The organism is Bacteroidota bacterium, assembly GCA_039111535.1.
Classification (GTDB): Bacteria; Bacteroidota; Rhodothermia; order Rhodothermales; family JAHQVL01; genus JBCCIM01.
The window spans coordinates 1-14,392 of the sequence record JBCCIM010000057.1; the positions used below are offsets into that span (position 1 = coordinate 1).

Annotated in this window: 11 protein-coding genes and 1 pseudogene; 11 read left to right on the top strand and 1 reads right to left on the bottom strand. The window is 51.5% G+C overall.

The window, feature by feature from the left end; all coding sequences use genetic code 11:
• The 7 genes from AAF564_10955 to AAF564_10985 all read left to right on the top strand — a co-directional run.
• Positions 1–712: TolC family protein (locus AAF564_10955; protein ID MEM8486060.1), on the top strand; the 712-nt coding region annotated here is incomplete at its 5' end.
• Positions 713–751: 39 nt separating this feature from the next.
• A complete protein-coding gene (locus tag AAF564_10960) occupies positions 752–1,948 on the top strand; it encodes an efflux RND transporter periplasmic adaptor subunit (GenBank protein MEM8486061.1) in 1,197 nt (398 codons plus the stop codon).
• 57 nt (positions 1,949–2,005) lie between these two features.
• Complete coding sequence (locus AAF564_10965; protein ID MEM8486062.1) at positions 2,006–5,923, top strand: efflux RND transporter permease subunit; 3,918 nt, start codon at positions 2,006–2,008, stop codon at positions 5,921–5,923.
• Positions 5,924–6,080: 157 nt separating this feature from the next.
• Entirely contained in the window at positions 6,081–7,220 is a 1,140-nt protein-coding gene (locus tag AAF564_10970; GenBank protein ID MEM8486063.1) for a hemolysin family protein, read from the top strand.
• 8 nt (positions 7,221–7,228) lie between these two features.
• Positions 7,229–8,710, top strand: a complete 1,482-nt coding sequence (locus tag AAF564_10975) for a Mur ligase family protein (GenBank protein MEM8486064.1) — start codon at positions 7,229–7,231, stop codon at positions 8,708–8,710.
• Positions 8,700–9,341: a winged helix-turn-helix transcriptional regulator gene (locus AAF564_10980; protein ID MEM8486065.1), complete on the top strand. Its 642-nt coding sequence runs from the start codon at positions 8,700–8,702 to the stop codon at positions 9,339–9,341. Before AAF564_10975 ends, AAF564_10980 begins: the two co-directional genes overlap by 11 nt.
• Positions 9,342–9,362: 21 nt before the next feature.
• Positions 9,363–9,788, top strand: a complete 426-nt coding sequence (locus tag AAF564_10985; protein MEM8486066.1) for a heme-binding protein — start codon at positions 9,363–9,365, stop codon at positions 9,786–9,788.
• A gap of 85 nt (positions 9,789–9,873) precedes the next feature.
• On the opposite strand, the gene AAF564_10990 is transcribed toward AAF564_10985, so the two are convergent.
• A complete protein-coding gene (locus AAF564_10990) occupies positions 9,874–10,506 on the bottom strand; it encodes a DUF937 domain-containing protein (GenBank protein MEM8486067.1) in 633 nt (210 codons plus the stop codon).
• 558 nt (positions 10,507–11,064) lie between these two features.
• On the opposite strand from AAF564_10990, the gene AAF564_10995 reads away from it, so the two are divergent.
• The 4 genes and pseudogenes from AAF564_10995 to AAF564_11010 all read left to right on the top strand — a co-directional run bounded on the left by AAF564_10995 (position 11,065) and on the right by AAF564_11010 (position 14,390).
• Complete coding sequence (locus AAF564_10995) at positions 11,065–11,541, top strand: fasciclin domain-containing protein (protein ID MEM8486068.1); 477 nt, start codon at positions 11,065–11,067, stop codon at positions 11,539–11,541.
• Between the two features lie 489 nt (positions 11,542–12,030).
• Positions 12,031–13,362: pseudogene (gene ccoN / locus AAF564_11000) on the top strand (cytochrome-c oxidase, cbb3-type subunit I).
• Positions 13,363–13,487: 125 nt separating this feature from the next.
• The gene (gene ccoO / locus AAF564_11005; GenBank protein ID MEM8486069.1) at positions 13,488–14,183 is read left to right on the top strand and encodes a cytochrome-c oxidase, cbb3-type subunit II; all 696 of its coding nucleotides are present in this window, start codon (positions 13,488–13,490) and stop codon (positions 14,181–14,183) included.
• Between the two features lie 21 nt (positions 14,184–14,204).
• On the top strand, positions 14,205–14,390 hold the full coding sequence (locus AAF564_11010; protein MEM8486070.1) for a hypothetical protein: 186 nt from the start codon (positions 14,205–14,207) through the stop codon (positions 14,388–14,390).
• The last annotated feature ends 2 nt before the right edge of the window (positions 14,391–14,392 follow it).

Sequence of the window (14,392 nt, forward strand, 5' to 3'; positions counted from 1 at the left end):
ACTCGAAGCCCAGGACATGGGCGCTTACCTGACCATCAGCAGTGAAGACGCCGTATTCCTGGCGCTTGAAAAGCGCCCTGACCTGGAGCAAATTCGCCTTAGCATCGAACTGCAGCAAATTAATGCAAAGGTGACGCAGACAGGATATCTGCCCACGCTTACTGCTTTTGCCAATTATAGCTATGTCGGCAACGTGCCCACAAATCGGACGTTCATCCTCACAAACCCCAATGACCCGTTTAGCTTCTCGCAAGGGAGTAATGGCGTCTTTAGCTCGAATTACTGGGACCAGTCATTCAGCGTAGGGATTCGGCTCAACTGGCGTTTGTTTGATGGTTTTCAAAACCGCGCACGGGCCCAGCAACAGAAACTGGCTGCCGACCGCGCAAAGGTACAATACGACCAGCAACTTCAGGGCATACGACAGGAAGTATCACTTGCCCTGCGCAACCTGGAAGCTGCACGCCGGCAAATCCTGAGTCAGGAGAAAAATGTTGACCGCGCTTCACTGAATTACACGTTTGCACAAAAGCGACTGCAAGAAGGTGTTTCGAGTCCACTTGAGGAACGCAACGCATCGGACCAACTCGACCAAAGCAAACTGAATTACTTGCAGGCCATCCACGATTTCCTGCGGGCACAGAGCGCATTCGAAACCGCCGTAGGCATGCCGCTTGCCAAACCCGACGACTTTAACCTTGCTGCGCGATAACAGCAAGACAGCCATCAATTCCTTCGAGGAAAACTAGAAATGACAGATACCTACGTTAATATAAAAGTAAAAAAAACAGCACAGCGTTGGATGACTATTATGATCGCCCTGGTCATCCTGGCCGGTTGCGGTGCGCCAGACAGCACGGAAACCGAAACAGCTGTTGCAGCCCCCGCAAATGAGGAAACAACTGCCAAGCAACAACGCCAGGTACGCGTTGAGACGCTGCTGCTCAGTCCTTCAGCTTTTGACGATGTGATTGAGGTTACGGGTTCGGTTGAAGCATACAATGATGCAACCGTTTCTGCCCAGGGTACCGGCACACTTGTGTACCGCGTACCACGCGGCGCCTATGTAAGACGAGGCGGACGCATTGCCCAGATTGATTCTACCCTCACACATGCCTCTTACCAGCAAGTCGTTGCGCAGGTAGCATCAGCGCAGGCACAATACGACCTCGCGAGTGATACCTACGCGCGGCAAGAGCCACTTTTCCAGGACTCTATCATCAGTGCAATTGAGTTTGAAAGCGTTCGGGCGCAATACAACCAGGCTTCAGCGCAGCTCAATCAGGCAAAAGCTGTGAAGTCTCAATTGCGTGAGCAACTCGACAATACGCGTATCACCGCATCCTTTGGTGGTACGGTCGAAACGTTTTTTGCTGAAGTAGGCGAGCAGGTCATGCCAGGTTCTCAGATTGCACGCATTGTGAACACAAGTCGTGTAAAAATTTCAGCCGGCGTACCAGAGCGGTATGCAAACGACATCAAAGTAGGCGCCCCCGTAAAGATCATGCTTGACGCCTATGGAGGTGAAGAATTCGACGGCGTTGTCAATTTTACCGGCAGCGCTATCAATGTCAACAACAGGACGTTCCCTGTCGAAATTCAACTTGACAATGCTGCACAGACGCTTAAGCCTGAAATGGTTGCCCGCCTGTACCTCACGCGCCAGTCATTACAAGATGTCATTGTCATCCCGCAAGACGCGGTACCACTCGACGAAACAGGGCACAGCGTTTTTGTGGTTATAGATGAAGGCGGTACTCTGGTAGCAGAGCGCCGCTCCGTAACACTGGGGCCAGCTTATGGCGGCAAAGTAGTTGTTGAGCAAGGCCTGTATGCCGGCGATGAAATTGTCATCCTGGGGCAATACAATCTCACCAGTGGCGATGCTGTCGAGGTGGTCAATACCTCCCAGTCGGCTATCGCAGCCTTGGACGCACAAAATCAGTAAGCGGTAAAACCGCTATGGTAATTTTAACGGAACTCCCCAAGCCTCTCAGAAGAGCAAATGAGAATTACAAACCTCGCCATACGCTATCGGACCAGTATTCTCGTACTGACAGCGCTACTTGTTATAGGCGGCTTGATCAGCTATCAAACCATCCCAAAAGAATCTAATCCCTCGATTGAGATTCCCAACATCATCGTAACCACGGTGTATCCGGGAGCAAGCCCGGATGACATTGAGTCGTTGATCACCCAGCACATTGAGCAAGAAGTACAAAGCCTCAATGGCATCACGGAAATTCGCTCGACGTCTACTGAAGGGGTATCAACGGTCGTCATCGAATTTGGCCCGGAAGTATCTATTGACGATGCACTTCAAAAGGTGCGCGACAAAGTAAACATCGCCAAAGCCGATATCCCTGGCGAGGCTGAAGAGCCACTGGTTAACGAAATCGATGTTCAGGAATTTCCAATCATGACCATCAACCTGGCGGCAGAATACTCGCTTGCCCGGTTGAAAGAAGTTGCAGAAGAGCTTGAAGACGAGTTGGAGAGCATTCCTTCCGTCCTTGATGTCGACCTCATTGGCGGGCTCGAGCGTGAAGTGCAGGTCAACGTCAACCTGAACAAACTTCAAGGATACAACCTGGCTTTTGAAGATGTTATCGGTGCAATCCAACAGGAAAACACCAACATACCGGGTGGCTCCGTCGACGTGGACAGAACCAATTATCTCGTGCGGGTAAATGGTGAGATTGATACCCCGGAAGAGTTGAGAGAGATTGTCATTGATGCCCCTGATGGCACGCCGGTGTATATCCGTGATGTTGCGGATGTAGTGTTTGGCTTCAAGGATCGGGCAACCTTCTCCAGGCTCGAGATTTTTCAGGAAGAAGACCGCGACCGTAATGTGACTCCGCTTTCCGAGGAAGAAATTACGACGCTACAAGTTGTAAGCCTGAACATCAAAAACCGGCCAGGCGCTAACATCCTGGAAACGGTAGAACTCATCGACGACAAGCTCGAAACGTATGCCTTCCCCAACGGCACAGAATACGTGGTGACGGGCGACATGAGCTACTATGTCGAATCGATGATTAAGGACCTAGAGAACAACATTATTAGCGGCCTCCTCTTTGTGGTTGCTGTACTTTTGTTCTTCCTTGGCATTCGCAATGCGTTTCTTGTCGGCATTGCTATCCCCCTCTCGATGTTCATTTCGTTTATCCTGCTCCAATCGCTGGGATACACGCTGAACTTCATCATTCTTTTCAGCCTTATCATTGCCCTCGGCATGCTGGTTGATAACGCGGTGGTGATTGTAGAAAACATTTACAGATATCGAGAGAAAGGCCATTCCCGATTTGAGGCTGCTCGGCTCGGCACCAACGAAGTAGGGGGGGCTGTTGTAGCATCCACGGCAACAACGGTAGCTGCATTTGCCCCGATGCTTTTCTGGCCTGGCATTATTGGGGAATTCATGAGTTATCTTCCGCTCACCCTCATTATTACGCTGACCTCTTCCCTGTTTGTAGCCATTATCATCAATCCGGTGATTACCGGTATTTTTGTAAAGCTGGAAGGCGAAGAAGCAGCTCAGCGGAAGACGACAGCAAAAAGGGTTTCTGCCGTAGTCATTCTCGTACTTGGTCTAATCCTTGGCATCGCGAACTGGAAATCACTTGTTGTACTTGGCTCAGCCATTATCCTCTTTTACTTCCTCAACAAGTACTTTTTCAAACCCGTCGGCGAACGCTTTGTACGAGAAGGATTGCCAAAACTGGTGGACCGGTACCGCGGCTTTATTCGCTGGATGTTGCAACGCGACTACAGCGTGAAACGGGCTATGTTACGGAATACCCTGGCGCTGGGCGCGTTCACTGGTGGTCTAATTCTGTGCCTCCTCGGCGCAATTGCCGCCTCCATCATGGGCTCCTCAGCTGCCGGCAACGTACTCCTATTCCCGGGAATGGCGCTTGCTGCGCTTGGGCTGCTTGGCATCCTCTTTCATACGTTTGAGAGTATTTATATTGGCGGCAAAAGCAGCATGCGCGCCGGCCTTATTTTTGGCGGCGTTATGGCCTTTATACTTGGCCTCATGTACCTCGCAGGAAAAGATCTCGACGGTGCAACCATTGGGGTGCTGGTAACAGTACCCTTGCTAATCATCGTAACCGGACTTGCCGGCTGGGCTTTCAACAAACGTGAACAACTTATCCTGACAGATAACCGGGCGCGCCTCCTCAATGGCACGCTGGGCTCGCTCGTTGCGATTTTCATGCTCTTCGGCCTTGCACCGACTGGTGTCGAATTCTTCCCCGCAACAGATCCGAACCTGATTGCGGTTACGTTTGACGCTCCGCTTGGTACCAACGTTGAAACAAGTAACGAGATCGCCCTTGAAGCACAGGAGCGCATTGATCAGCTCCTGGAGCAAAACCCAACGTCTCGCGCAAATGTCAAAAATGTGCTCATGAATGTAGGGATCGGGGGAGACGCTATGTTTGGCGGTGGCGCACTGGGGCCAGAAAGCTCCCAGATCACGCTGAACCTCATGGATTATGAGGACAGGGCAGAAGAATCCACGGTTACCATGGATGCGCTGCGCGATCAACTCAAGGGCATTCCAGGTACCGAGGTTGAATTTACCCAGGATCAAAATGGGCCACCTACAGGCGCACCTGTAAACATTGAGGTGACAGGTGATGACTTTGGCACCATCATCGAAATCACCAAGAAGGTCAAAGATATGCTCACGGAAGCCTCTGAAACGGGCGCTATCCCTGGCCTCGTTGATGTGGCTGATAACCTCAACACCGGCCGGCCAGAGCTCAACGTAAAAATTGACCGTGAGCGCGCAGCACGATTTGGACTGAACACCAGCCAGATTGCTTCTACCGTACGATCGGCCATTAACGGTACCGAAGCCGGCAAATACCGGACAGGCGATGACGAATATGACATCACCGTTCGGTTGTCCGAGTTTGACCGTTCGAGTCTGGAAAGCATCAAGAACTTGACCATCCTGTACGAAGGTGACCAGATTCCGCTGGTTTCAATTGCGGAGACAGAAGTACAAGGTGGACTGGGATCGATCACGCGCCTCGACTTGTCGCGGGTTGCAACTGTAACAGGAAAGGCAGCCAGTGGCTTCAACGGCAATGCCATCCTTGGACAGGTTCAGGGAATGCTTGCAGATTACGAAAACTCCCTGCCACCAGGCTACTCGCTTACCTATACAGGCGAGAGCGAAGAACAGCAGGAAAGCTTTGGCTTCCTGACTTATGTATTGCTGATTGGCGTATCACTAATCTTCATGATTCTGGTGGCCCAATTCAACAATGTCAGCTCACCGTTTATCATCATGGTAGCGGTTGGCCTAAGCCTCATAGGTGTACTGCTTGGACTGATCCTCACGCGCACGCCCTTTGGCCTCATGACCTTCATCGGGGTGATCAGTTTGGCCGGCATTGTGGTGAACAACAACATCGTACTGATCGACTACATTGTGCAGCTCCGTAATACGGGCATGGACAAAAGTGCTGCGATCATCGAAGGCGGCGCAACACGCTTGCGCCCGGTTGTACTTACAGCCCTCACCACTGTACTCGGCTTGATTCCGCTGACCTTCGGGCTCAATATCGACTTTGTTGGATTGATCACAAATCTCAACGCCAACTTTACCATTGGCTCTGCCAATACGGATTTTTGGGGGCCCATGGGGACGTCGATTATCAGTGGGCTTACGTTTGCTACCTTCCTGACCCTGGTTATTGTACCGGTGATGTATTCAGTGTTTGATTCGCTCTCAATGCGATTCAGGGACCTGTTTAGCAGCAATCAGAAAGCACAAGAAGCCGTTGCCGGCGCCGGCGATGGATTCACCAAAGCTGCTGATAAATGGTCAACGCGCTACACGAATCAGGGCAACCAACCTGATCCACACAGTAAAGGCGCAGAAACCCCGATTGAAGAGTAGCATAAGCGATTCGGACAAACGCTTAACTGGTTACTTTGCCATTATCCTCGCGGGAAACACTTCGCAAATGCCCATGGGCCAGCGAGGTGTTTCCCTTTTCTTTTTATAACAGGTCTCAATTTCGCATCCTTTTTAAGGGCTTGTGCGTTAGACGCGTATGAGTTTACTTCTATTCTATGTAGGACTGGCGATTGGAGTCTCTTTTCTATGCTCCATCATGGAAGCCGTTATTCTATCGGTCACGCCGTCTTACGTAGCCGCATTAGAAAAAGATGGCAATCCTGTCGGCACAACGCTGCGGGAAATGAAAGCCAAAATCGACCGTCCGCTGGCAACAATTCTGAGCTGGAATACAGTTGCCAATACCATGGGTGCAGCTGGCGCAGGTGCACAGGCAGCCATTGTGTTTGAAAGCATATCTGTTGGTGTATTCTCTGCTATTCTTACCCTGCTTATTCTTGTATTTTCTGAAATTATCCCCAAAACCCTTGGGGCACTGCACTGGCGGATACTCGCGCCATTTGTGGTAAAAATACTCAAGCCGGCCATGTTTATAAGCATGCCGCTGATCCTGCTTTCAGATGGCATTACACACCTGTTAACCCGAAACCGTGTTAAAGCCACGATTAGCCGGGAGGAGTTCACTGCGCTGGCTGAAATGGGCCAGAAAGAAGGTGTGTTTGAAGAAAACGAATCGCGCATCCTGAAAAACCTGTTCAGGTTTGCGTCGATCCTCGTAAAAGATATCATGACCCCGCGCATTGTGGTTTATGCGCTTCCGGTTGACAAAACAATCGACGAAGTTGTCGCAGAAGGCAAAGATTTTCGATTCTCGCGTATTGTGGTTTATCGCGAAAACCGCGACCAAGTGATTGGGTATGTACTAAAAGACCAGATTTTACTTAAAGCAGCCCAGGGCAAGGGCAATCAGCCACTCGAGAACCTGATGCGAGAAATCACGGTTGTGCCAGACACCATGCCGCTCTCAGCGCTGTTTGAGCGCCTCACAGGCCGGCTGGATCATATAGCCATGGTTGTTGACGAATACGGCGGCTTTGCCGGCATCGTGACGATGGAAGACATCGTTGAAACGTTACTCGGGATGGAAATTGTTGATGAAGCGGATGCCGTAACGGACATGCAGGAACTGGCCCGCCAACAATGGCTCATTCGTGCACAGCGCCTGGGCCTCGTCTCTGAAAACCTCGAAGAATTTAACGGTCCAGAGTACCTGCCGCCTCCCCCGCCGCCTTCACCCAAGTTATCTGACCCTGGCTCGGACGTGGCCAACTTGTAGCTCTCTTTATGGACATCCACGCGCTCCCGGACGCTCATCTGCGTATTTTTGAACGCCCCGTCGTTCCTCCTCCAACAGCAATCCGGGATATCTACCTCATTGGCATTTGCGGCACAGGTATGGGCTCCCTTGCAGGCCTCCTCAAAGCTGCCGGTCATGCTGTACGTGGTGCTGATCAAAATGTATATCCCCCGATGAGTACCAGGCTGGCCAATGACGGAATTACTGTTTTCAAGGGTTACAATGCCGCACACCTTAACCCAGCCCCCGATCTGGTCATTGTGGGCAACGCTTGCACTCCAACGCATCCGGAAGCAGCTTATGCCCGAACGCATGGCCTTGTGCAGCAGTCTTTCCCTGAAGCGCTGGCGCACTTTTTCCTGGCCAACCGGCGCAGCCTCGTTATTGCCGGCACACACGGCAAAACCTCTACAACAGGGCTTGTCACACATATGCTTGAGGCCGCCGGCAAAGACCCGGGTTTTCTGGTTGGCGGTGTAATGCAGGGCCGCGATACAAGTTACCAGGTAGGTACTGGTCCACATTTTGTCATTGAAGGAGATGAATACGACAGCGCCTATTTTGACAAGCAACCCAAATTTCTGCATTACCAGCCGCAAAGCGCCATCGTCACGTCGATGGAACTGGACCACACCGACATCTACGCCAACTGGGAGATCTATCAAGCTGCATTTAGAAAGTTCGCAGGGTTGCTGCCGGCAGACGGCACCCTCGTGCTTTGTGGTGACCACCAACCTGTAGCAGCACTGGCAGCACATACCAATGCGAAGGTTGTGACCTACGGACTCGACAACAGCAACCACGTATCAGCAATCAATCTTACCTCAGACAACAAGGGGCAGCACTTTACCCTCACAGTAGCTGATACCCCGGTTGCGCAGTTGTTTTTGCCCATGCACGGGGCACATAACCTCAGTAATGCCCTGGGTGCCTGTGCATTGTTGCTTGCGGAAGGCATTGCGCCGGCCGCTTACGCAGCAGGCCTTGCAACTTACCAGGGCATGAAACGCCGGCAAGAAGTGCGTGCCGTCATCAATGACATCGTGATCATAGACGACTTTGCTCACCACCCCACGGCTGTTAAAGAAACAATTGCAGCCATTAAGCGCGGCTACCCGGATCGACAAATACGGGCCATTTTTGAACCGCGATCCAACACCAGCCGGCGCAAAGATTTCCAGGATCGATATGTAGCTGCTTTTGCAGAGGCCCATGCAGTCATGATCAGTGCCCCTCCGTTTCGTCACAACGATGACGTATCCAATTTTATGGATGTCGACGTGCTGATACACGACATCCGCGCGCTTGGCATCGAAGCAGCCGCGTATCCTGATGCAGAAGCAATCTTGCCAGACCTTGTAGCGCAAGCCACGGCCGGCGATGTGGTGCTTGTCATGAGCAATGGTGGGTTTGGCGGCATACATCAAGCGCTCATAGACCAACTCGGCGAAGAAAAACATGAGCAATAAGCCTTATCAGCAATATTGTGCTATTGCACAGGCACTAGATGTGGTTGGCCAACGCTGGACATTGCTGATCATCCGCGAACTGCTGACAGGTCCCAAACGATTCAAAGCACTCATTGACCAACTGCCCGGCATAGGATCCACCCTGCTAACAAGCCGGCTACGAGACCTGGAGCAAAATGGTCTCCTTATACACCAAACTACCACCAACCAGACGTCTTATACCCTAACCCCCAGAGGTGAAGCTTTGCAGCCTACCATACAGGCCTTACTAACATGGGGAAAACCGTTACTCCCGTCGAGCATAGACCAAACCAAGCCATCTCATAGCTGGTTACAACTGGCCTTACAACAGGCTTTCAAGAGCAACGCGTTTCAGCAAACTTCAGCCTCTTATGCGTTTATCGTAGATGAGCAACTTATACAGATTACCCTTGATGATGGACATGTCAATATTCAACCGAATGCCTCTCACAAGCCAGATCTAACGATCAAATGTACCTCGGCTGTATTGGCAACCATTTTGTCGGGCACAACCACCTTGAAGCAGGGCCTCAAAGCCGGCGCGTTGCAGTATGATGGCAATATAGAAGACCTGCTCTACGTCTTTGAACAGTTGCATACTGCGCAATAGTATTTCACACCGAACAAAATCATGAAAAACACCCATAGTCTCACCCACCAGGATGCCGCTGACATCCTCTCCGTGATCAGAAAAGCACTCGAAGCACAAGCCAAAGGCGCAGCCATTGCAGTCAGTGATGCACATGGCGAACTGCTGGCTTTCTTGCGAACGGATGGCTGCCCTTTGCCATCCATCCAGAATGCCCTGAACAAGGCATTTACTTCAGCACGCGAAGGCATACCCAGCCGTCAACTCGGCGAAGCCTCCCGAACGGACCCATTTCCACTAACCAACTTTGGTGATTTGAGGTATACGGGTTGGGGCGGCGGGCTCCCCTTGCTACTCGATGGCGAAGTTGTGGGCGCAATAGGGGTAAGCGGACTACCAGAAGCAGAGGATATGGAACTGGCCAAACTGGGTGTCGACTTTTTTAACATCAATATTGCGGCACGTTAAGGGCGGTCAGCATCAAAACTGGGGGCAAGAAAAAAGGGAGGCAAAACCATCGTTTTGCCTCCCTTTCTCAATAAATCAAGTGGCCCTAGAAAAACTTCTTGGCCATACCCAGTATATCATCCATCGCAGATCCGTCTTTGTCGGCATCCAGAAAAGAACCCAGGATATCAGCTGCAGGGTTAGATTTCCGCTGTCCGCCACCAAGTGCGCTTGCGAGGCCGCCGAGTAAGCCGCCACCACCGCCGCCGAGGAGACCGCCACCACCACCGCCAAGTAAGCCACCCATGGCTTGCTCAAGGATACCTTTCTGCTGTGTCTGTTTGCCAAGTGAGCCCATGACCACCGTAGCAAGAACAGGCAGCATTTTTTTCATCATACCAAAATCCAGCCCGGTTTCTTTTGCAGCATGGCCGGCTACATTACGGCTGACATCTTTGCTTCCAAGGATATGGCCAAGGATTGCATTGCCATCAGTTCTTGTGGCTTCCTGCCCGAGCAGTTCAGGTTGATCCAGGTATTTGCTATGGCTGCCTTTTGACAGCGCGCCAAACAACCCTTCCAATCCGCCTTCTTTTTTTACGTTGTTCTGGACCCCACGCGTAAGCGCTGGCAACATGTGTTTGATGGCATTCTGCGTAGATGCTGCATCAAGATTAAAATTTTTGGACATCTGCTCTACTACAGAGCCATTCTTAAGGATAACGTCTAAGATATTCATTCCTTGGTTCGATCGAGTTTAAAGAGGGCATCATGTCCCGTGCGGGATGCATTATGAAAAATGCCAGGAAGACCCAGTGGTGCAAAATTGTACAGTGTAACTTCTTCAACTACCGCGCCAAGACCAGATGGGTCCACGCATTGTAGCTTTTCTACACATGTGCAGTGAAAGGTGCCCCAAAATAGTGTATTAATTCGTAACAAGCTGTGCTAAAATGTTTAATCATGCGAAATATTGCGAGATGCATTTTGCCACCTGACCCGATGGATTTTTAAAGTGCGATGGCAGGAAGTCCTGCAATCATGCATATCAATCTCTGCAACTGCAAATCAAAACGGGCGCAAAAAGCCCTTTTCTCCAACATCTAGTTTTTTTTGCACCCTGGTGTGTGTACACCGAAGAGAAGCAGTGTATTAGAGTCGATCATTTGAAGATGGACGAGCAGCGCGCGCAGTTGTCCTCTTCTCATGACCTAACCATGACATCATGAACTTGAAATACATATATAAAATGCACACATCTATCTTCAAGAGACTCAACTTTGTGCTTGGTCTTGCCATGATCTTGCTGGTAGCCACAGCTTGCGACTCAAACGACAGCGATGACGATGCAGTGGAAGCTGATATCGTACAGGTTGCCACTGATGCCGGCTTCGACACACTCGTTGCTGCCGTACAGGCTGCTGAGCTTGTTGAAACGCTTCAAGGCGCTGGTCCTTTTACTGTATTTGCACCAACGGATGCTGCTTTTGCTAGCCTCCCTGAAGGAACGCTTGACAACCTCCTGCTTCCTGAAAACAAAGAGACGCTTCAGGCTATCCTGACTTACCATGTTGTACCTGGTGCAGTTACAGCCGACCAGGTTGTTAACCTCACCACAGCAACAACTGTACAGGGTGAAAGCATTGACATCACAATTGAGAACGGCGACGTTTTCCTAAATGGTGTTCGTGTGAGCCAGACTGATGTGACCGCTTCTAACGGCGTAATCCACATCATCGAAGGCGTGCTCCTTCCGCCTTCAACCCAGGAGTAAACCCATCCTGCTGTATGTCTATACAGGCCGGCGGTGCAATTGCATCGCCGGCCTTTTTTGTACCCCAGCACTTCCTTACGCCCCGTCAGGCTCCCCTCCCCAACCCCGCTGCCTGAAAAAAGTATTGCGGCACCGCTTTCCACAAACCTGGCAGCCGGCAACCACTCAAATTGTCCGCTATTTTAATTCCCGAGAGCCATTTTTCGGCATCCAGGGCTTAACCATTGTAGTGGCTCAATCCACCTCCTAAACGTGTGATGCCATAGCATAACGTAGGGGTTGCCCCCACAGTTTTATACTGGTTGTACTGGCAGTGAAATCGCGTGACAGGCGATAATCTATAGTGAAAGCACACACTGTAATTATCTCGCTTACTGCACACGTACAATGGAAATAAAAAAGACGCCACCCATCGCTGCAACTGCTCCCGATGCAGCCCGGACAATCGCCAACCGGGAGCGTTTTGCGTACGATGAAAAAATTGTCAGAATGTTTGTGCTGGCTACGATTCTATGGGGATTCATAGGGATGTTTGTGGGCGTCTTGATCGCCTTGCAATTGCCCTTCTGGCCGGCAAATATGGGCGAGTACCTGACTTTTGGCCGGCTGCGCCCATTACATACCAATGCGGTCATTTTTGCTTTTGCCGGCAATGCAATTTTTGCTGCCATCTACTACTCAACCCAACGTCTGTGTCGCACCAGGATGTATAGCGATACAATGAGTAAAATACATTTCTGGGGATGGCAGTCCATCATCGTTGCTGCCGCCATCACATTGCCGGCGGGCATATCCACCAGTAAAGAATACGCCGAACTGGAATGGCCTATAGACATTGCGATTACCCTGATCTGGGTTGTGTTTGCGTTTAACTTCTTTGGCACCCTGCGGCAGCGCAGGGAAAAACACATGTATGTTGCGCTGTGGTTTTACATTGCCACCATCGTAACGGTCGCTATCCTGCATATTGGCAACAGCCTTGCTATTCCCTGGTCAGCAATGCACAGCTACCCTATATATGCAGGGGTACAGGATGCATTCATCCAGTGGTGGTATGGGCACAACGCAGTGGCATTCTTTCTCACCACGCCATTTCTCGGCCTGATGTATTACTTTCTCCCGAAAGCTGCTGAACGCCCTGTTTTTTCCTACCGACTGTCGATTGTCCACTTCTGGAGCCTGGTATTCATCTACATCTGGGCCGGCCCGCACCACCTCAATTACACGGCGTTGCCCGAGTGGGCTGTAACCATGGGGATGGTCTTCTCTGTGATGTTGTGGATGCCAAGTTGGGGCGGCATGATCAACGGTTTGTTTACGCTACGGGGCGCCTGGCACAAGTTACGGGACAGCGTTGTGCTTAAAATGTTTGTGATAGGCATCACCTTCTATGGCATGTCAACATTCGAAGGCCCCATGCTCTCGATCAAAAGTGTAAACGCCCTGAGCCACTACACCGACTGGACCATCGGCCATGTACACGCCGGCGCCCTCGGCTGGAACGGCTTCATGACCTTCGGTATGATCTACTGGCTTGTGCCCCGGCTCTGGAGGACACCGCTTTGGAGCGATCGGCTTGCCAATACACACTTCTGGACCGGCACCATCGGCATCTTGCTCTATGTCTTTTCCATGTACACCGCCGGCATCACCCAGGGACTCATGTGGCGCGCATTCGACGAAGCCGGCCGCCTGCTCTATCCCGACTTCATGGAAACGGTTGTGCAGATAGTCCCAATGTACTGGGGCCGCATGATCGGCGGTTCGCTCTATCTCGTTGGCGTAACGCTGATGATGTTCAACGTCTTCAAAACCATCAAGCAAGCCCCAAAAGAACTACCCGATCCGGTTTTTGAAGTCCCGAAAACGACCACCTGATGCAGCCACAAGCTTAACATGCGCCGGCAGGCTACAATCCATGCTGGCACAGAAAACCGACAACCATTATGAAACGATACATAAAACTCAGTGGCCGGCACAGAAAACTCGAAGGGTGGCCCCTGTTATTCACCATCCTCACAACCATTTCGATTCTGATTGGCGGCGTGGTTGAATTTTTACCGCTCGTGCTGGTGAAAGAAAATGTACCGCGGATCGAGCATGTAAAACCATGGACGCCCCTCGAATTGACAGGCCGCGACATTTACATCCGCGAAGGCTGCAACAACTGCCACTCCCAACAGGTCCGCCCTTTCCGTCACGAACTCGAACGGTATGGGGAATACTCAAAACCGGGAGAAACCATCTACGAGCGTCCCTTCCTGTGGGGCTCAAAAAGAACGGGCCCCGACCTGGCCAGGGTAGGTGGAAAGTACCCCCACCTGTGGCATGTACGGCACATGGAGGACCCTCGCGCTACCAGCCCCCGCTCGATCATGCCGCCTTACGATTGGCTACTGCGAAAAGAACTGGACCTCTCCGACTTACCCTCAAAGCTTAGTGTCCTGCAACGTTTTGGTGTCACCTACAGCGCAGCAGTGCAATCCGATCCTATTGCCGCGGCATCAACCCAGGCGGCTGAAATTGCGGCTGAGGTAGCGGCGCAGGGGGGGCCCGACAACCTGGCAAACAAAGAAATCATTGCCATGGTGGCCTACCTGCAACGGTTGGGCACCGACCTGAAAGCTTCCGTCGGCAACTAATCAACGCAACCGAGAAAAACCATGATGAAAGAAGTTGTGCGCGCATTAGACAGTGGCCTGCTGCCAATTATTGGCCTCATTGCTTTTGCCGTGGCCTTCACTGCGATTGTGCTTTGGGCCATCACCATGAAAAAGGAAGACCGCGATGCTGCCAAACAGCAGCCCCTGCAGGAGCCGGCACGCACGGTAGACCTGCCGCTAAACTAGCT